We start from the raw sequence: 18,347 nt of genomic DNA on the forward strand, positions 1-18,347 counted from the left end.
CTGCTGGCGGTTGAGTGTTCATGGGTATCCATAGCCGTTCATGAGTGACGTGGGCGTGCTCATGAAGCCAGTGGAACGAGGGGTGCACAGGGTGCTGTTCGCTGATGTGCCGGGGCGGGATGCCATATGACGGCCACGACGGGTGTGCACGTAGGTCGATTGCATGTTCGAGGATAGTGGCTTAAAGTATCTGTCATGTCACAGTCCGCCATCGCCAAAAATGTGGACGCCGTCCCCGCGGCGGCAACCCACCCCGGCGTGGACAACGCCATCTGCGAGATCGGGCAGACCACAGCACAGACCGCAGGGCGCAACGGCCACCCGCAGCACCTGCGGCCGATCGAAACGCCGTTCGTGGCCGCTGGTCCGTCGGGGGTGGCGATCCGTGCCCGCCTCAAGGGCCTGACCGCCCGGGACGAACAGGTGCTGGGTGAGGTGGGTGCGCATCTGGGGTCGCTGGCGGGCCGTGACCTCAAGGCGCGGTGCCGGGCAGGGACGGCGCATGACGCCGAGCAGTGGGCGGCGCGTAAGCGGGAGTTGACGGGTGGGTCGTCGGCGCGGTGGGCCGGGAGCATCACCAAGGCCACCCACGACCAGTGGGCGCTGGCCCGCCGCAGCCACCTCGCGCACCTGAACAGCCTGGAAGCCGGGATCGCCACCATCGAGCGGCGGCTGTCGGTCCCGGTCGGCCAGAAGGGGACCCGGCGCGCGGCGGGCGGGTACCGGTCGAGGCGGGAGTGGTTCGCCAAGTCCCGCCGCCTGCACATCCTCAAAGACCGTCTCGCCGCCGTGCGGGCCGACTGGGACGCCGGGCGGGTGCGGGTGGTGCGCGGCGGCAAACAACTGCTGAACAACCGCCACCACCTGGACGCCGCCGGGCTGACCCAGGAGCAGTGGCGGGCCCGGTGGGAGGCCGGGCGCCGGTTCTGCCAGGCCGACGGCGAGAGCGGAAAGCGGTACGGCAACGAGACCATCCGCGTCACCCCCGACGGCCAAGTATCGATCAGGCTGCCCGCCCCGCTGGCGCATCTGGCCAACGCGCCGCACAGCCGCTACGTGCTGACCGCCCGCGTCGCGTTCGCGCACCGGGGTGCCGAGTGGGCCGACCGGATCTGCGTGGACCGGGCGGTGGCCTACCGCATCCACCACGACCCAGACCGGGGCCGCTGGTACCTGACCGCGTCCTGGCAGCGCCCCGCCATCCCCGCCATCGGACTGGAGGCGGCCCGCGCCCGCGGCATGATCGGGGTGGACGCCAACGCCGACCACCTGGCCGCCTACCGCCTCGACTCCTGCGGCAACCCGGTCGGCGACCCGCGCCGGTTCTCCTACGACCTGTCCGGCACCACCGGCCACCGGGACGCGCAGGTCCGGCACGCCATCACCGCCCTGCTGCATTGGGCCAAGCGATACGGCGTCGCCGCCATCGCCATCGAAGACCTGGACTTCGCGCAAGACAAGACCCGGGAGAAACACGGCCGCCGCACACGGTTCCGGCAGCTGATCTCCGGCTTCCCCACCGGGAAGCTCAAGGCGCGGCTGGTCTCGATGGCCACCGAGGCCGGTCTGGCGATCGTCGCGGTCGATCCGGCTTACACCTCCCGCTGGGGCGACCGGCACTGGCGCAAACCCCTCACCAGCAACAAACGTCAGATGACCCGCCATGACGCCGCCTCGGTGGCGATCGGCAGACGCGCCCTCGGACACCCGATCCGGCGACGGACGACACCACCCCGCACCCACCAGAGCGATGGATGCGGGCATCGGACCGTCCAGGCCGAACCGAGTGCCCGCAGGCGTAAGGGAACCCGCCCACCCGTCACGGAACGCGCACACGATGCACGCCCCCGGACCGGGACACCACAGCGAACGCGGGCAACCAGCGCATCCAAAACCGCTCGGGATACGCGCAGTACCAGGAGGTGGGTACAACACTCACTCCTGGACACTGTCTAGGAACGGTCAGCAGATTCGGGGCAGGGGGTCGCCCACCAGCAGGTCGACGATCCGGGTGCCGCCGAACGCGGTTTTCAGCAGGACGAGGCCGGGCGGGTCCTCGCGCACGTGGCCGATGACGGCCGCGTCCCGGCCCAGGGGGTGGGTGCGCAGGGCGGCCAGGGCGGTCTCCTCCGCTTCGGGAGCGACGACGATCACGGCCCGGCCCTCGCAGGCCACGTACATCGGGTCGATGCCGAGCAGCTCGCACGCGCCGCGGACGGCGGGACGCACGGGAACGCTGGACTCGTCGACCACCACGGCCGCGCCGGCGTCGGAGGCCAGCTCGTTGAGGACGGTCGCGACGCCGCCGCGGGTGGCGTCGCGCATGCGGCGGACGGCGCCGGGGCAGGCGTCGCGGACGTCGGCGAGCAGGCAGTTCAGCGGCGCGGTGTCGGACGTCAGGTCGGCCTCGATGTCGAGTTCGCCGCGCGCCAGCATGATCGTGACGCCGTGTTCGCCGATCGGGCCGGTGACGAGGATCGCGTCGCCGGGACGGACATCGGCGCCGCCGGAATGCGCGATGCCCACGCCCGCGGTGTTGATGTAGCAGCCGTCGGCCTTTCCCCGCTCCACGACCTTGGTGTCGCCCGTGACGATGTCCACGCCCGCGGCCTCGGCGGCGCACCGCATCGACTCGGTGATGCGGCGCAGGTCCGAGACCGGGAATCCCTCTTCGAGAATGAATCCGGCCGACAGGTGCAAAGGCGTCGCGCCGGAGACCGCGAGGTCGTTCACGGTTCCGTTCACCGCCAGGTCGCCGATGTCGCCGCCGGGAAAGAACAGCGGCGAGACGACGTAGGAGTCGGTGGTGAAGGCGAGGCGGGCGCCGTTGACGGTGAAATGCGCGGAGTCGTCCAGGCGGTCCAGAACCGGGTTGCCGAACGCCTCGCGGAAAACGGTCTCGATCAGCGTGTGGGTGGCCTTGCCGCCGGAGCCGTGCGCGAGGGTGATGGCGTCCTCGCGCAGGCGTGGCCTGGCGTTGCGGGCGCGGTCGATGCGTTCGAGGACCTGTTCCTCGCGGATCGTCACTGTGTCGCCTCCTTGACGCGCACCGGCTCGCTTGCATGCGCCTCTCCCGCGTGCGTCGCCTCCTTGACGCGCTCCCGGGTGAAGCGTCCGAAGTTGTAGTACGCGGCGCACGCGCCCTCGGACGAGACCATGCAGGTGCCGATCGGCGTCTCCGGCGTGCAGGCCGTCCCGAAGACCTTGCACTCCCACGGTTTCAGCACGCCCTTCAGCACTTCGCCGCACTGGCACGCCTTGGGGTCGGCGACGCGGCCGCCGGGGACGTCGAAGACGCGCTCGGCGTCGAAGGCCGCGTACTCGTCCTTCATGCGGAGCGCGGAGTGCGAGATGAAGCCGAGGCCGCGCCATTCGAAGTAGGGGCGCAGTTCCATGGTCTGGCCGATGACCTGCAGTGCCTTTTCGTTCCCGTCCCACGCGACGACGCGGCCGTACTGGTTCTCGACCTCGCAGCGGCCCGATCCGAGTTGGGTCAGCAGCATGTGGACCGACTGGAGAATGTCCAGCGGCTCGAAACCCGCGACGACCAGCGGCTTGCCGTAGCCGTCCGCGATGAACGAGTACGGGCGGCAGCCGATGACGGTCGAGACGTGGCCCGGCCCGAGGAAGCCGTCCAGCCGCAGGTCGGGCGAGTCGAGGATGGCTTTGATCGCCGGGAGGATCGTCACGTGGTTGTTGAAGACCGAGAAGTTGCCGACGCCCTCGGCGGCCGCGCGCAGCACGGTCATCGCGGTGGAGGGCGCGGTGGTCTCGAACCCGATCCCCATGAAGACGACCCGCCGCGACGGGTTCCGCCTGGCGATCTTCAGCGCGTCCAGCGGCGAGTACACCATCCGGATGTCGGCGCCGGCGGCCTTGGCGTCGAGGAACGAGCCGTCCCCGCCCGGGACCCGCATCATGTCGCCGAACGACGTCATGATGACGTCCGGCTGGGACGCGATGTGGATGGCGTCGTCCACCCGGCCCATGGGGATCACGCACACCGGGCAGCCGGGGCCGTGCACGAGCGAGATGTTCTCCGGCAGGTAGTCCTCTAGGCCGTGCTTGTAGATGGTGTGGGTGTGGCCTCCGCACACTTCCATGAACTTGTAGTGCCGGCCGGGCTCGCACAGGGAGGCGACCGAGGCGGCGAGTGCCCGCGCCTTGTCCGCGTCCCGGTACTCGTCGACGAAGCGCATCAGTCGATCCTCGATTCCCGCAGTGCGTCGATCTCGTCGTCGTAGGCGTCGCCGGTCCCTTCGAGCAGCCGCAGCGTGGCCTTCGCCTCCGCCTCGTCGATCTTGGACATGGCGAAGCCGACATGGATGAGGACCCAGTCGCCGGGGGCGAGCCGCTCCCCGTCGAGCAGGCCGATGTTGACGGCCCGCCGGACGCCGGTGACGTCGACCTTCGCCAGCGGGCGGTCCGGCATGATCTCCACGATCTCGCCCGGTATGGCCAGGCACATCAGAGGGCCTCCCGCGTCGGTTGCGGCCGGGTCGGTTGCGGCCGGGTCAGTTCACGCTGCGTCAGTTCCCAGAGGGCGTGGTAGATCGTCGTCTGCGCCTCCTGGACGCGGTGCACGGACGACGACGGCACGACGAACAGGTGGTGCAGCCCCGGCTCCTCGGCCATCTGGCCGCCGGTGTAGCCCGCCAGGCCGACGGTGAGCATGCCGCGCCGCCCGCCCTCCCGCAGCGCCGCGATCACGTTGTCGGAGGTCCCGCTCGTGGACAGCGCGAGCGCGATGTCGCCGGGACGGCCGAACGCGGCGAGCTGCCGCGCGAACACCACCTCGAACCCGATGTCGTTGGACAGCGCGGTGACCACCGCGACGTCGGTCGTGAGGGCGAGCGCGGGCAGCGGCCGCCCGGACTCCCCCGGGTTGAGGAACAGCGCGGCGACGTCCTGCGCGTCGGTCGAGCTGCCGCCGTTGCCGAACGTGAACAGCCGCCCGCCGGCGCGGAACGCGTCCGCCATCCGGGCGGCGCAGGCGGCGAGGTCCGCGCCGGACTCCTCCAGCACGCTCTCGCGCAGCCGGACGATCTCGTTCGCCTTGTCCTCCGTGGAGCGGCGGACGTCGTCCATGAGCGTGTCCAGCCCCGAGCCCCCCGAATACAGGAACGGGTAGAGCTGCTGCATGCCGGTCATGTCACGACCCCGATCGCTTCCTTGGCGTGGACGAGCACGGTGTCGCCGGCCTCGGCGTCCACCAGGGCCACGCTGACCTGTTCGACCCGCCCGTCCCCGGCGTCGACGTCCGCCAGACCGCCGTCCCGCAGCCGCAGCACTCGCACCGGGACGGCCTCGTCGGAGCACGTCACGCAGTGCTCTCCGGCGCAGGACTCATCCATCGAAAACGACGTCACGTGACGACCTCCTCGCTCAGCACGTCCGGATGCTCCAGGAACACGTGAACCAGTTCCCAGAGCATGTGGTACGCCGTGACGTGCACTTCCTTGACCACGCGCGGATCGGCGGACGGCACCGTCACCAGGTGCCCGGCCGCCCCGGCGAGCGCTTCCCCGTCGCCGCCGGCCAGCGCGACGGTGAGCATCCCGAGGTCCCGGGCGCTGTCCAGGCCGCGCCGGACGCTGCCGCACCGGCCGTCCGGCGAGATCCCGAGCGCGATGTCGCCGGGCCCGCCGAAGCAGCGGAGCTGGTGCGCGAAGATCTCGTCGAACCCGGTGCTCGCGCCGACGCCGGTGAGGGTCGCGACGTCGCCGGTGAGCGACAGCGCGGGCAGCGCCCGCTTCCCCACGATCACCGGGTGGACGAACTCGACCGCCACATGCTGCGCGTCGGTCGCCGCGCCGCCGGTGCCGAACGTGAACAGCCGTCCCCCGCGATGGAACCGCGCCGCCATCGCGTGGCAGGCGGCGGCGATGGCGCCGGCCTCGTCCGCGAGTGCGGCGCCGGGCTCGGCGCGGCGGCGGAACACCTCCGCCACGGTGCCGGTCACCGGCCGCCTCCCCCGGGCCGGCCGCCTTCGCCGGGCGGCGGGACGTCCTTGACGCCGTGCTGCCTGAGCGACATGGCCACGGCGAGGTCCCAGCGGTCGGACAGCTCCCGCGACATCGCGTACGCGTCGTCGCACAGTCCCGCCGCGACCTGCGCGGTCTCCGCGTCCCCGGCGCGCTCGGCGACGCGCCGCAGCATCTCCCCGGCGGCGATCTGCAGGTGGACGGCGACGTAGGCGTCCCGCATGTGCCTGCCCGCGGTGTCGCGGCGGCTGCGGCCGAGGCCGCCCTCGACCACCGCCGCGAACAGCGCTCCCGCGTCCCTGACGATGGACGGAGCGGACCGGTGCGCCCGCAGCCGCGCCTCGATCTCCCTCCGGTGCACGTGCGTCCGCTCGGCGTAGCGGCCGAGCGGGCGGCACATGTCCGGTTCGTTCGCCGAGGTGGTCAGCAGCTCGCTGAGGGCGGCCTCGACGTGCTCCTGCATCGCGTGCGCGTCCTTCAGGTAACCGATCAACTGCTTGTCGATCGTCGTCATGGGCGTCCGTTCACATCGACTTGGCCTTCATGTACCGGCGCATGGCCGGCATCTCCTTCACGACCACGACGATCATGGCCAGCATGAACAGCGCGATCATCGTCCGGAGCACACCCGGCCCGACGTGGATTCCCTTCCGCATTTCCGCACCCCCTTTCTGCTGCGAGTTCCTTTTCGAGCAGCCGCTCGATCAGCCGGACGGCGTCGTCGACGGCCATGCTCACCGCGGCGCTCAGTGCCATTTCCCATGTGGCGTCCGTGGTCTGCGACGACGGTTCGCACGCGACGAGCAGGATCCGGGACGGCGCTCTGCCGTTCTCCCGCGCCAGCCGCAGCACCTTCGCCGGGTCGAGCCCGTGCGCGTCCACGGCGGTGCCGCCGAAGTCGAGACCGCCCGCGTCGTCCGGTTCGATGAGCGAGACGGTGCCCGGCGCGTGGCCGCGCTCCGCCGCGTCGACGAGGACGACCGTCTTGTAGCCGTCGCCTAGCGCGTACATCAGGTCGATGCCGCGGATGCCGAAGTCGGTGACGTCCACACCAGCCGGAAGCGGCCGTTTCTCCAGCCGCCGGACGACCTCCACACCGAAGCCGTCGTCGCCGTGGAAGACGTTCCCGATGCCGGCGACAAGCACCGTGTAAGACGGTTCGTCCATCGGGAGCGGCTCGACCTCGTCCAGGCGAAGGAAGAAGCGGTGCCCGAGCTGGTTGCGGGCGCCGAGACCCCGGCCGGGGTCGTCGTCGACGGCGACGACCAGGTGCAGGCCGCCCTCCATGTCCTCCTCGACGCGCTCCACGGTGGCGGTGCGGCCGACCAGGGCGAGGTCGAAGATGTCCGCGCCGCCGCGCGGGCGCAGCCGGACGCGGCTGCCCGGCGCCGTCACCAGACGTCCCTTCGCGGGTCCCGCATGGTGCCGTGCAGCGTGAGCAGCTCGCCGGACGACAGCGACGCGCAGCGCCGCAGGATCTCCGCCGCCCTCGGGTCGGTCGCCGCCATCTCCCGCCGCTCGTCGTCGCTGAGGCTGAGCACGCTGAGGATGAGCAGCCGGTCGATCTCGGTGCCGTCGAACATGTCCCCGGGGCTCTCCGGTGCGACCTGCGGCCAGTCGTAGAGGACGATCGGGGAGGCCAGGACGGTGTCGCGGCTCCCCGGCGGGCCCGCGAGCACCGGCCACAGCCCGTCGCTCACGCACGTGGCCGCCGCCGCGGCCATGCGCTCGGGCGGATCGGTCGGCGAGACGAACGACCCGCCGCCGGCCGCCCGCGCCACCACGTGGGCGCACAGCATGGCCGCGTGGACGGCGTTGTCGCGGTCCTCCCCGGCGCCGGTGTTGACGACCTCGGCCCGCAGCCGGACCACGCCGTCCCCCGCCTCGACGGCCGAGACCTCGATCGTTCCGTCGACCCGCCGCCACAGGCGCGTGAAACGGGCCCCCGCACCGCCGCCGATCTCCTCGTCGTCGCCGCCCGCCGCGACGGCGACGGGGAACCGGACGGGAGAGCGCAGCAGCCGCGCCACCGAGACGCGGCCGCTGGTGATCTCGCGTTCGCGGGCCTCCTGCCAGGTCGTGAACGTCTCGTCCCCGATGCGGAGCTCGTCCACCGGGGCGTCGCCGTCCATGACCTGGCGGTGCACGGCGTGCAGGAACCGCAGCGTGAACTCGACGTCCGCAGCGGCGGCGTCCTCCATGAGGAACTCGGCGCAGACCGTCCAGTGGTCGCCGGCCTTCTCCGCGTAGCGGCGCGGATAGACGCCGCCGATCGTCCACCTCTGCTGGTTCTTCAGCGCGGACCGCCGGTAGGGCCACAGCAGGTAGCCCTCGTAGAGGACGACGTCGGCGACCGCTCTTACGCAGTCCACTCTTCCTCCCCGCGCAGTTCCTCTTCCGCCCGCAGCACCTCGGCCCTGCGGAGCAGTTCGTCGACCGTGTCGTCGAAGGAGGAGTGCGCCCGCCGAGCCCGGTAGGCGGCCAGGCGGCCGAAGCAGTCGTCGTCCAGGCGGAGCCAGCGCGCGGACCCGTAGTAGCGGTCCATCAGGTCCCGCCACGTCTGGACGGGCAGCCGCCCGGTCGCCTCGTGGTGCCACGGGATCTGCGCGGTGCGCAGCTTCCCGTCCTCGCCGGGATAGAACACCGTGCCGTTGAAGGTGAGGTCGAGCGGGACGTCGCCGCCGCGCAGCGCGTGCAGGTAGCGGTCGGCCGCGACCTGCATGTCGTGCCCGCACGCCAGCGCGAGCGTCACCTCCGCCTCGCCGCGGAACGTCGGCACGGTCGCGCCGACGCGTCCCCACGTCAGGCCGTGCAGCGACCTGTCCCACATGTCCGGCTCGCCGAACACGCCGGCGAGCCTCTCCCGCTCGACGTCGTCGTAGGAGCGGCGCGCCGCCGCGATCGTCACGGTCGTGGTGAGCAGGACGCACTGGACGGGTCCGCCGTCCAGCCGCCGCAGCCCCACGCGCAGGTTCAGCGTCGGCGTCGCCGCGAACGTCTCCGCCTCGATGCCGAGCAGGTCGAGGCCCAGTTCCGGTGCCGCGTTCATGCCGGCGACAGATTCGGCATCGAGTCGAGGATCGGCCCGTGGCGGGACGCGCCGACCCCGGTGGAGCGGCGCGCGGTCGAGGTGCCGTCGGGCAGGTGCCCGTCCTGTTTCTCGTAGTTGCCGACGCTGTTGCCCTCGCGGACGCCCCTGGTGTGGGACGGCTTGTCGGGCCGCACGTCCGGCCTGCCGACCTTGATCATCGTTCTCCCCTCATCTCCTCGGAGCCTTCATCTCTTCGAAGAAGCCGCTGATGTGGTCCCAGACCGCGTCGCCGCCGCCGAAGCCGGACCAGTGCTCGCGCAGCACGGCGGTCAGCCGGTAGCAGTCGTCGATCGGGAGGATCCAGTGCTCGGCCGCCCGCCGCGCCCGGTGCACGACCAGCGCCTCCACGTCCGGGCGCAGTTCCGCCAGGACCGGGTTGGCCTCGGCCAGGCGCCGCCAGCTGTCCGGGTGGACGGCCGCGTGCAGCGCGCCGGCGGGGCTCGGATAGCGGGCCGACACCTCGCCCAGCTCGCTGACGGCGAAGAACGCCAGGTCGACCGGGATTCCGAGGCCCGCCCACAGCGGCCCGTCCAGGTGGAAGCCGGCCAGTTCGCGCCGCTCGGCCGGGATGAGGCGGTAGTGCCGCCCGCCCGCCGCCTGGTCGTCGAACAGGATGGTGCACGCCCCGCACGCGCACAGCAGGTCGTCCTTCTCCAGGTCGAGCAGGTGCCGGTGGGCGTCGTGCAGAGGTTCGGCGCACATCTCGCATTGCCCGCCGGCCTCGGCCTCGGCCTCGGCCTGCGCCGGTGGAGGCGGGGACGGCGCCCCGGCGAGCGCGGCCAGGCGCGGGGTACACAGACCGGACGTCATACGCTGCTCCGCAGTTGGTCGAGTGTGATGAGCACCGGTTCGGGCGCGGGCGCCTCGATGTCGGCGCGCTCCAGCTCCGGTGCGGCGGCGAGCACCGCCCGCTCCACCGCCTCCGTCACCGGGCGGGACGCGGCGGCGCGGCCCTCGGTCGCGATCTTCAGCCGGACGGCGGGGCCCTCGATCCCCGCGAACTCCACCGAGGTGCGGTGCTTCGCCAGGAAGTCCGCGAGGCCGTCGAGCGCCCGCCGCACCCGCGTTTCCGGTGCTTCCGGGTGCAGGCCGTGCATGAGCAGCAGGTGGCGGATCAGCTCGTCCCCGGTGAGGGCGGGCGTGATCCCGGCGTCCGCGGCGAGCCGCACGACCCGGTCGAGGGCCTCCCCGTACAGGTCCACGAGGGCCTGGACGGTCGTGCCCGCCGCCGGGTCCAGCCGTCCGAGCAGGCCTTCGAGGTGCCGGACGTGCTCGCGCACGCGCTCGTCGTCCCAGCCCATCAGACCTGCCCGTCGAGCGGCTGCTCACCGAACATCGGCGAGTGGCGCCGCTCGATCGTCCGGCCGTTGCCGACGTACATGTGGACGCCGCACGGCAGGCACGGGTCGAAGCTGCGGACGGTCCGCATGATGTCGATGCCCTTGAAGTCGTCCGGGCCGTTCTCCTCGAAGAGCGGCATGCCCTGGACGGCGTCCTCGTACGGGCCCGGTACGCCGTTGGAGTCGCGCGGGCTGGCGTTCCACGGCGTCGGCGGGTACGGCTGGTAGTTCGCGATCTTGCCGTCGCGGATGACCATGTGGTGCGACAGGACGCCGCGGACGGCCTCGTGGAACCCGACGCCGATGGCCTCGTCCGGGACCTCGAAGTCGGAGAACACCTGCGTCCGCCCGGCCCGGACCTCGTCGAGGGCCTTCTCGGCGAAGTACAGCGCCATCCCCGCGGAGTAGGCGATGAAGTACGCGCGGGCCCGGTCGCGTTCGATGGTGTTGCCGAACGGCGGCGGCGTCCACTCCAGGTTCATCTCCGGCATGCCGGGCGTCTTCGGCAGGTCGATCTGGACGCTGTGCCCGGTCGACCGGACGTAGGGCGTGTCCACCTCCCCGGCCAGCGCCGTCGCCCACAGCCGGGCGAGCGGCCCGCCGCCGGTGTCGAGCGCGAGGTGGTCGCCCGACGAGGGGTCGAGCCAGCGCGGGCTGACGACCCAGCTGTACTTCCCGCCGTCGAGGTCGCGCTTCTGCGGCTGCGGCAGCGTCGTCTGGTTCCACGGATGCCGCTTGTCGATCGGGTTGCCGAGCGGGTCCTCCTTGACGAACGTCTCCTCGTTGACCCAGTCGTCGTAGTACGAGCTGCCCAGCATGATCCGCATGCCGAGGTTGATGTCGACCAGGTCGGTCGTGACGAGCCGCCCGTCCACGACGATGCCCGGCGTGACGAACGCGGCGCGCCCCCACTCGGACATGTGCCGGTAGTCGTAGTCGACGACGTCGGGGTTCTGGAACGCGCCCCAGCAGCCGAGCAGCGTCCGCCGCCGTCCCACCTGGTCGTAGCCGGGCATCGCGTCGAGGAAGAAGTCGAAGACGTCGTCGTTCATCGCGACGGCGCGCTTGATGAAGTCGAGGCAGCGGGTGAGCCGCACGAGGTAGTCGGTGAAGACCTGCGGTGTCGCGACCGTCCCGACACCGCCCGGATACAGCGTGGACGGGTGGACGTGCCGCCCCTCCATCAGGCAGCACATCTCACGGGTGATGCGGCTGAGCTGCAGGGCCTCCTTGTAGACCGAGCCCTCGAACGGGTTGAACGCGGCCATCAGGTCGGCGATCGTGCGGAACCCGTGGACGGAACCGCGCGGCGCCTCGGTGTTCTTGGCCGTCGCCAGCAGGCCCGGGTTCGTCTCGGCGACCATCCGCTCGCAGAAGTCGACGAAGACCAGGTTGTCCTGGAAGATCGTGTGGTCGAACATGAACTCGGCGGCCTCGCCGAGGTTGATGATCCAGTCGGCGAGCGGCGGCGGCTTCACCCCGTAGGCCATGTTCTGCGCGTAGACGGAGCAGGTGGCGTGGTTGTCGCCGCAGATGCCGCAGATGCGGCTGGTGATGAAGTGCGAGTCGCGCGGGTCCTTGCCCTTCATGAACACGCTGTAGCCGCGGAAGATGGACGAGGTGCTCTTGCACTCGGCCACCTCCCGGTTCGCGAAGTCGATCTTGGTGTAGATGCCGAGGTTGCCGATGATCCGGGTGATCGGGTCGAACGCGACCTCGACCAGGCCCCCCTTCGTGGGGGACATGTCGCTTCTTGCCTTGGTGCCCTGCTTCATTCACGCGGCCTTTCGGTAACGGGTCGTGCGGCCTCTCGCGGCGCGGCCGCCCGGCGGGAACCGCCTCGGCCGCCCGGCGGGAAGCGGCTCAGGTGCGCGGCCAGCGGGGCTGGTAGCCGCTGGTCAGCCGCTCGCGGTTGTGGCGCCACCTGGGTTCCTTGTTCGCGCTCTTGTTGGTGATCGACCGCATCGACCGGATGAACGGCCCGTACGTCCGCAGCAGCGTCGAGGACAGGCTCGCGCCGGGCGGCTCGTCCATGAACGGCATGAACTTGTCCGGGAAGCCGGGCATGGTGCAGCCGATGCAGATGCCGCCCACATTGGGGCAGCCGCCGACGCCGTCCATCCAGCCGCGCTTGGTGACGTTGCAGTTCACCACCGGGCCCCAGCAGCCGATCTTCACCTGGCACTTCGGCGAGTTGTAGTCGCGGGCGAAGTCGGCCTGCTCGTAGTAGGCGGCCCGGTCGCAGCCCTCGTGGACGGTCTTGCCGAACAGCCAGGTCGGGCGGAGCTGCTCGTCCAGCGGGATCACCGGCGCCAGCCCGGCCGCCTGGTGCAGCACCCACAGCAGCGTCTCCATGAAGTTGTCCGGCTGGACGGGGCAGCCCGGCACGTTCACGATCGGCAGGCCGCCGGCGGAGCGGAAGTCCCAGCCGAGGTAGTCGGCGAGGCCCATGCACCCGGTCGGGTTGCCGGCCATCGCGTGGATGCCGCCGTAGGTCGCGCACGTCCCGATCGCCACCACCGCCCACGCCTTCGGCGCGAGCCGGTCGAGCCAGGTGTTCAGCGTGATCGGCTCGCCGGTCTCGGGGTCGTTGCCCATCGCCGACCAGTAGCCGTCCCCGTTGATGTTCTCGTTCGGGATCGACCCTTCGACGACGAGGATGAACGGCTCCACCTCGCCTCGCGCGGCCTGGTGGAACACCTCCATGAACTCGGCGCCGTTCTCGTAGGCGAGCACCTTGTTGTGCAGGTGGACCTTCGGCAGGCCCGGCATCGCCCCCAGGACCACGTCCTCGATGCTCGGCAGCGAGGCGGCGGTCACCGACACCGTGTCCCCGTCACAGCTCATTCCCTCGGACGTCCACAGAATGTGGATCTCGTCCGTCCGCGGTTCCGCCGGCGCGGCGCTGACCATCGCTTCCTCCCCGCCCGGTAGAGATCATTACGAATCCGGACTGCCCGGCGGACACGGGCCGAAACACGGGTCGAAATGGCACCCAAACCATTGTCCTGATTCGGTAAAAGCAGCGTTTGAGCCGGGAAGATCGGGGCAGCAGAAACGCGCGTGCGCAGCCGGGACCGACGGGAGGCGATCGTGCACGAATTGGCCGTGACGGAGAGCGTCATAGCGGCGATTTCCAGGCAATTGCCCGATTCGCGGGTGGCCGTCGTCCACCTCGAAATAGGGAGACTTTCCGGTGTCATGCCGGACGCCGTGCGATTCTGCTTCGAACTCGCGGGCGAGGGCACCTGCGTGCAGGGCGCCCGGCTCGACATCAGCCAGCCCGAGGGGACCGGCGACTGCGCGAGCTGCGGGATCTCCTTCCCGGCGCGCGATCCCCTCTCCCTGTGCCCGTGCGGCAGCGCCGACGTGCTGATCAGCGGCGGCTCCGACCTGACGATCAAAGCGGTGGAGGTCGCCGACGATGTGTGAGACCTGCGGATGCGACGCGGACGCCGCCCCGCGCCTGACGACCCTGCCGCCACCGCACCACGGGCACGGTCATGGGCATGGCCACGGGCGCGTCGTCCCTCTGGGGCAGAAGGTCCTGGCGCGCAACGACGACCTCGCCGGGCGCAACCGGGCATGGCTCGCCGAGCGCGGCGTCCTCGCGCTCAACATGATGAGCTCGCCAGGCTCCGGCAAGACGACGCTGCTGGAGCGGACCGTCACCGAACTCAGCCCGTCCCGGCCTGCCTCCTGCGGGGGGACGTCCCCCCACACCCCCCGGAACCGCCCGTTCTCGGTCATCGAAGGCGACCAGGAGACGCTGCTGGACGCGCGGCGCCTCGCCGCCGCCGGGGCCCGCACCGTCCAGGTCAACACCGGCGCCGGCTGCCATCTCGACGCCTCGATGGTGGCCGGTGCGCTGACCGCGCTGGAACCGCCGGAGGGCTCGACGGTGTTCATCGAGAACGTCGGCAACCTCGTCTGCCCCGCGCTGTTCGACCTCGGCGAGCGCGCCCGCGTCGTGCTGATGTCGGTCACCGAGGGCGCCGACAAGCCGCTGAAGTACCCGCACATGTTCCGCGGCGCGGACGTCCTGCTGCTCAACAAGATCGACCTGCTGCCGCACGTGGACTTCGACGTGGACGCCTGCCGCGACGCCGCCCGCCGCGTCTGCCCCGGCCTGCGCGTCCTGCCGGTCTCCGCCACGAGAGGCGACGGCCTGGACACCTGGTACGACTGGCTGGCCGACACCGAATGACGTCCGCGGCGCAGGGTGGGCGGGCTCTTCCGGCTTGACCTCGAGCGCGCTCCAGCCTTTACCGTTCTGGGAGAACTGGAGAGGGAGCACATCTGCATGGAGTACCGCAAACTCGGCCGGACGGGTGTCCGGGTCAGCGCCCAGTGCCTCGGCGCGATGATGTTCAACCGATCGGGCGACATCGACGAGTTCGAGCGCATCGTCCACCGGGCGCTGGACTCGGGGATCAACTTCGTCGACACCGCGGACATCTACTCGCGCGGTGAGAGCGAAGAGATCGTCGGCCGTGCCATCAGGGAGCGGCGGGACGACGTCGTCCTCGCCACCAAGTTCTTCAACCCGATGGGCGAGGACCGCAACATGCGGGGCGGGTCGCGGCGCTGGATCGTCCGGGCGGTGGAGGACAGCCTCCGCAGGCTGGGGACCGACCGCATCGACCTGTACCAGATCCACCGGCACGACTGGAACACCGATCTCGAGGAGACCCTCGGGGCGCTGGACGACCTCGTCCGCCAGGGCAAGGTGCTCTACCTGGGGTCGTCGTCGTTCCCGGCCGACTGGATCGTCGAGGCGCAGTGGGCGGCGGAGCGCAGGAACACCGCGCGGTTCGTGTGCGAGCAGCCGCAGTACTCGATCTTCGCGCGCTCGATCGAGAACGACATGCTGCCCGCCGCGCAGCGGCACGGCATGGGCGTCATCCCGTGGAGTCCCCTGGCCGGAGGGTGGCTGACCGGCAAATACCGGCGCGGAGAGCAGGCGCCCGCCGGCTCGCGTTTCGCGCGGGGCGACCGGCTCGCCAAGGACCCGAGCACGCCCGCCCGCTTCGACGCCGCCGAACGCCTGGAGAAGATCGCCGACGAGGCGGGCCTCTCGATGACGCACCTGGGGCTCGGGTTCGTCACCGAGCACCCGGCCGTCACCTCGACCATCATCGGCCCGAAGACGATGGAGCAGCTCGACGACCTGCTCGCGGGCGCCGACGTCCGTCTCGACGGCGGTGTCCTCGACGCGATCGACGAGGTCGTCCCGCCGGGCACCGATATGGGCGGCATCGACCACATGACGGGCAACCCGTCCCTGAAAGCGAAAAACCGCCGCCGCTGAACAAACCTCGCCCCTGGCACGCGATGCGCGCCAGGGGCGGGCCGTGGACAGTGCCTGGCGGATCAGCGGATCAGCGGGTCGCGGGGGAGGCCGAGGATGCGCTCGCCGATCTGGTTGCGGGTGATCTCGGACGTCCCGCCGGCGATCGACATGCCGCGGGAGCCGAGCCGCATCAGGCCCGCGAACTCGCCGAGGCCGTCGGTGAACGCGGTGTCCGGGCCGGCGAACGCGGCGAGCAGGTCGGCGGTGGCGTGGCCGTGCTCGGCGAGGACCAGCTTGGTGATGTTGCCCTCGGGGCCGGGCTCGCCGCCCGCGACGGCGCGTTCGGCGGACCGGAGGTTGAGCAGCCGCAGCGCCTGCTCCTCCGCCAGGTAGGCGCCGACGCGTTCGGCGGCGGCGGGGACCCGGTCGCCGTGCTCGGTGTAGAGCTTGACGGCGTCCGGTCCGGGCGGGCCGCCGACACCGCCGCCGATGCTGACGCGCTCGTTGCCGAGGGTCGCGCGGGCCACCGTCCAGCCCTGGTTGGGGGTCCCGACGACGTCGGCGTCGGGGACGAACACGTCGGAGAAGAACACCTCGTTGAACTCGGCGTGGCCGGTGGTCTGTCGCAGCGGCCTGACCTCGACGCCCGGGTGCTCCATGTCGACGACGACCATGGTGACGCCGGCGTGCTTGGCGGCGTCCGGGTCGGTGCGGACGGTCGCGAACCCCCAGCGGCAGTAGTGCGCGCCGCTCGTCCAGACCTTCTGCCCGTTGATCGTCCAGCCGCCGTCCACCTTCACCGCCCGGGTCTTGACGGCGGCCGCGTCCGACCCGGCTTCCGGCTCGCTGAACAGCTGGCACCAGATCTCGTCGCCGTTGAGGGCGGGCCGCACCCAGCGGTCGATCTGGTCCTGCGTGCCGTGCTGGACCAGGGTCAGGATCACCCAGCCGGTGATGCCGTACTGGGGGCGCTTGACGCCGGCGGCACGGAACTCGTCCTCGATGACGAGCTGCAGCCCGGCGCTCGCCTCCACGCCCCACGGGCGCGGCCAGTGCGGCTGGACGTAGCCGGTCTCGATGAGCTTGTGCCGCTGCTCCTCGCGCGGCAGCGCGGCGATCTCGCGGGCCAGCTCCCGGATCCGGGGGCGCTGCTCCTCGGCCTCGGGCGGCAGGTCGAGGTTCGCCTCCCGGGCGACGCCTTCGGCGCGCAGCCGCGTCACGTCCCGTTCGGCGGCCTGCGGATCGAACACGGCCTCCAGCGTGGCGGCCCGGCGCAGCAGCAGGTGCGCGTCGTGCTCCCAGGTGAAGCCGATCCCGCCGTGCACCTGGATGTTGAGGCCCGCGTTGCCGGTGAACGCGCGGATCGCGAGCGCGCCGGCGACGGCCGCCGCCAGCTCGAACTGGTCGGACGGACCGGACGCCGCCCGCGCCGCGTCCCACACCGCTGCCGTGCCCAGCTCGGCGGCGACGAGCATGTTCGCGCAGTGGTGCTTGACGGCCTGGAACGTCGCGATCGGGCGTCCGAACTGCTGCCGGACCTTGGCGTACTCGGTGGAGGTCTCCACGCATTCGAGCGCCCCGCCGACCGCCTCGGCCGAGGCCAGCGTCCGGGCGATCGCGGTGGCGTGCGCCCTGGCTCCCCCGAGAACCGCCTCGGCGGTCACGCCGTCGAGGCGGACGCGGGCCGAGCGGCGGGACGGGTCCAGGTTGCCGGGCACCTCGACGGCGACGCCCGCCGCGCCCGCCCGCACGACGATCATGTCGTCGCCGGCGGCGAGGACGAGCAGTTCCGCGAGCCCGCCGCCCAGCACGACCCCGGCGTCTCCGGAGGCGGTGCCGTCCCGCACCGTCACGGAGCCGTCCACGCCGAGCGCCGCCGGGGTCTCCCCCGAGGCCAGGCCGGGCAGCAGCCGCGCCCGCTGCTCGCCGTCACCGGACGCGGCGATCGCGGCGGACGCGATCATCGTCGGCAGGAGGGGGCCCGGCGCGGCGGCCCGGCCGAGCTCCTCGGCGACCACGACCAGTTCCTGCAGCCCGGCCCCGCCGCCGCCGTGCTCCTCGGGGAGGTGCAGGCCGAGCAGCCCGAGGCCGGCGAACTCCGCCCAGTAGCCCGGCAGCGACTCCTTGTCCGCCTCCAGCAGCGCCCGGTTCGCGGCACGCGCGTCGTGGTCGCGCAGGAACGCACGCGTCGTCCGCGCGAGCTCACGGTGTTCTTCGCTGATGGCAATCGACATGGCCCCTCCAAGGTCCTTCGGCTTCGGCGCCCACCCGGCATGGACCGGCACGTCGGCGAACAGTCGAACGTTGCGCTGCCATTGTGGACCGAACGGCATTCGGTCGTACATCGGGGCCGGTGGATTTTTCTGGGACCGGGCCACACTCCGCCGTCGCCGCCCCTCCCGGATGGCGTCGGCGTACCGCTTCCCTCAGCCCAGGGGCCGCCGCCCGAGAAAGGCGACGAGCCGCTCCCCCGGGGCGGCGTCCGGCCCGGGGTCGACGGGCTCGGCGAACAGCGGGCGGCGCACCTCGGGCACCACCAGCGGGCAGACCTTCAGCAACTCGTCCGCCAGCCCCGGCGGGACGGGCCGCCGCACCCCCGTCGCCTGCGCGACGTCCCAGCCGTGGACGGCCACCTCGAC

Annotated in this window: 20 protein-coding genes and 1 pseudogene; 4 read left to right on the forward strand and 17 right to left on the reverse strand. The window is 71.6% G+C overall.

The window, feature by feature from the left end; translation table 11 throughout:
• Nucleotides 1-195 precede the first annotated feature (195 nt).
• Nucleotides 196-1,956 carry a transposase gene (locus E1285_RS33585; RefSeq protein WP_243723229.1) on the forward strand — a complete coding sequence of 587 codons (1,761 nt, stop codon included), beginning with the start codon at nt 196-198 and terminating at the stop codon, nt 1,954-1,956.
• Between the two features lie 6 nt (nt 1,957-1,962).
• Here E1285_RS33585 and hypE read toward each other — a convergent pair whose 3' ends face one another.
• The 15 genes from hypE to E1285_RS33660 form a co-directional block, all read right to left on the reverse strand.
• A complete protein-coding gene (gene hypE, locus E1285_RS33590) occupies nt 1,963-3,027 on the reverse strand; it encodes a hydrogenase expression/formation protein HypE (RefSeq protein WP_132158609.1) in 1,065 nt (354 codons plus the stop codon).
• Nucleotides 3,024-4,199, reverse strand: a complete 1,176-nt coding sequence (hypD, locus tag E1285_RS33595; RefSeq protein WP_132158610.1) for a hydrogenase formation protein HypD — start codon at nt 4,197-4,199, stop codon at nt 3,024-3,026. The genes hypE and hypD overlap by 4 nt, the downstream gene beginning before the upstream one ends.
• Nucleotides 4,199-4,468, reverse strand: a complete 270-nt coding sequence (locus E1285_RS33600; protein WP_132158611.1) for a HypC/HybG/HupF family hydrogenase formation chaperone — start codon at nt 4,466-4,468, stop codon at nt 4,199-4,201. Before E1285_RS33600 ends, hypD begins: the two co-directional genes overlap by 1 nt.
• Nucleotides 4,468-5,151 (reverse strand): SIS domain-containing protein, encoded by a 684-nt coding sequence (locus tag E1285_RS33605; protein WP_132158612.1) that lies wholly within the window; start codon nt 5,149-5,151, stop codon nt 4,468-4,470. The genes E1285_RS33600 and E1285_RS33605 overlap by 1 nt, the downstream gene beginning before the upstream one ends.
• Complete coding sequence (locus E1285_RS33610) at nt 5,148-5,369, reverse strand: HypC/HybG/HupF family hydrogenase formation chaperone (RefSeq protein ID WP_243723230.1); 222 nt, start codon at nt 5,367-5,369, stop codon at nt 5,148-5,150. Before E1285_RS33610 ends, E1285_RS33605 begins: the two co-directional genes overlap by 4 nt.
• Nucleotides 5,366-5,962 (reverse strand): SIS domain-containing protein, encoded by a 597-nt coding sequence (locus E1285_RS33615; RefSeq protein ID WP_243723231.1) that lies wholly within the window; start codon nt 5,960-5,962, stop codon nt 5,366-5,368. Before E1285_RS33615 ends, E1285_RS33610 begins: the two co-directional genes overlap by 4 nt.
• Nucleotides 5,959-6,498 carry a DUF892 family protein gene (locus E1285_RS33620; protein ID WP_132158613.1) on the reverse strand — a complete coding sequence of 180 codons (540 nt, stop codon included), beginning with the start codon at nt 6,496-6,498 and terminating at the stop codon, nt 5,959-5,961. Before E1285_RS33620 ends, E1285_RS33615 begins: the two co-directional genes overlap by 4 nt.
• Nucleotides 6,495-7,379: a hydrogenase maturation protease gene (locus E1285_RS33625; RefSeq protein WP_243723232.1), complete on the reverse strand. Its 885-nt coding sequence runs from the start codon at nt 7,377-7,379 to the stop codon at nt 6,495-6,497. Before E1285_RS33625 ends, E1285_RS33620 begins: the two co-directional genes overlap by 4 nt.
• Nucleotides 7,376-8,356 (reverse strand): hypothetical protein, encoded by a 981-nt coding sequence (locus tag E1285_RS33630; RefSeq protein WP_132158614.1) that lies wholly within the window; start codon nt 8,354-8,356, stop codon nt 7,376-7,378. The genes E1285_RS33625 and E1285_RS33630 overlap by 4 nt, the downstream gene beginning before the upstream one ends.
• Complete coding sequence (locus E1285_RS33635; RefSeq protein WP_132158615.1) at nt 8,344-9,033, reverse strand: DUF6084 family protein; 690 nt, start codon at nt 9,031-9,033, stop codon at nt 8,344-8,346. The genes E1285_RS33630 and E1285_RS33635 overlap by 13 nt, the downstream gene beginning before the upstream one ends.
• Nucleotides 9,030-9,233, reverse strand: coding sequence for a hypothetical protein (locus tag E1285_RS33640; RefSeq protein WP_132158616.1), 204 nt, complete (start codon nt 9,231-9,233; stop codon nt 9,030-9,032). Before E1285_RS33640 ends, E1285_RS33635 begins: the two co-directional genes overlap by 4 nt.
• Before the next feature lie 10 nt (nt 9,234-9,243).
• Complete coding sequence (locus E1285_RS33645) at nt 9,244-9,885, reverse strand: DUF5947 family protein (RefSeq protein ID WP_132158617.1); 642 nt, start codon at nt 9,883-9,885, stop codon at nt 9,244-9,246.
• Complete coding sequence (locus E1285_RS33650) at nt 9,882-10,376, reverse strand: hypothetical protein (RefSeq protein WP_132158618.1); 495 nt, start codon at nt 10,374-10,376, stop codon at nt 9,882-9,884. Before E1285_RS33650 ends, E1285_RS33645 begins: the two co-directional genes overlap by 4 nt.
• Nucleotides 10,376-12,160 carry a nickel-dependent hydrogenase large subunit gene (locus tag E1285_RS33655; RefSeq protein ID WP_132158619.1) on the reverse strand — a complete coding sequence of 595 codons (1,785 nt, stop codon included), beginning with the start codon at nt 12,158-12,160 and terminating at the stop codon, nt 10,376-10,378. Before E1285_RS33655 ends, E1285_RS33650 begins: the two co-directional genes overlap by 1 nt.
• Before the next feature lie 118 nt (nt 12,161-12,278).
• Nucleotides 12,279-13,328 carry a hydrogenase expression protein HypE gene (locus tag E1285_RS33660; RefSeq protein WP_132158620.1) on the reverse strand — a complete coding sequence of 350 codons (1,050 nt, stop codon included), beginning with the start codon at nt 13,326-13,328 and terminating at the stop codon, nt 12,279-12,281.
• Between the two features lie 195 nt (nt 13,329-13,523).
• On the opposite strand from E1285_RS33660, the gene E1285_RS33665 reads away from it, so the two are divergent.
• The 3 genes from E1285_RS33665 (at nt 13,524) to E1285_RS33675 (ending at nt 15,726) form a co-directional block, all read left to right on the forward strand.
• Nucleotides 13,524-13,847, forward strand: coding sequence for a hydrogenase maturation nickel metallochaperone HypA (locus tag E1285_RS33665; protein WP_243723233.1), 324 nt, complete (start codon nt 13,524-13,526; stop codon nt 13,845-13,847).
• Nucleotides 13,840-14,622, forward strand: a complete 783-nt coding sequence (gene hypB, locus E1285_RS33670; protein WP_132158622.1) for a hydrogenase nickel incorporation protein HypB — start codon at nt 13,840-13,842, stop codon at nt 14,620-14,622. Before E1285_RS33665 ends, hypB begins: the two co-directional genes overlap by 8 nt.
• 96 nt (nt 14,623-14,718) lie before the next feature.
• Nucleotides 14,719-15,726 carry an aldo/keto reductase gene (locus tag E1285_RS33675; protein WP_132158623.1) on the forward strand — a complete coding sequence of 336 codons (1,008 nt, stop codon included), beginning with the start codon at nt 14,719-14,721 and terminating at the stop codon, nt 15,724-15,726.
• A 62-nt stretch (nt 15,727-15,788) separates the two neighbouring features.
• Here the strand turns inward: E1285_RS33675 and E1285_RS33680 are convergent, their stop codons facing one another.
• Entirely contained in the window at nt 15,789-17,942 is a 2,154-nt protein-coding gene (locus tag E1285_RS33680) for an acyl-CoA dehydrogenase (RefSeq protein ID WP_132158624.1), read from the reverse strand.
• 192 nt (nt 17,943-18,134) lie between these two features.
• A pseudogene (locus E1285_RS46890) lies at nt 18,135-18,347 on the reverse strand (TIGR03086 family protein); the annotation flags it as partial.

The organism is Actinomadura sp. 7K507 (assembly GCF_004348425.1).
In the GTDB taxonomy this organism is placed as follows: Bacteria; Actinomycetota; Actinomycetes; order Streptosporangiales; family Streptosporangiaceae; genus Spirillospora.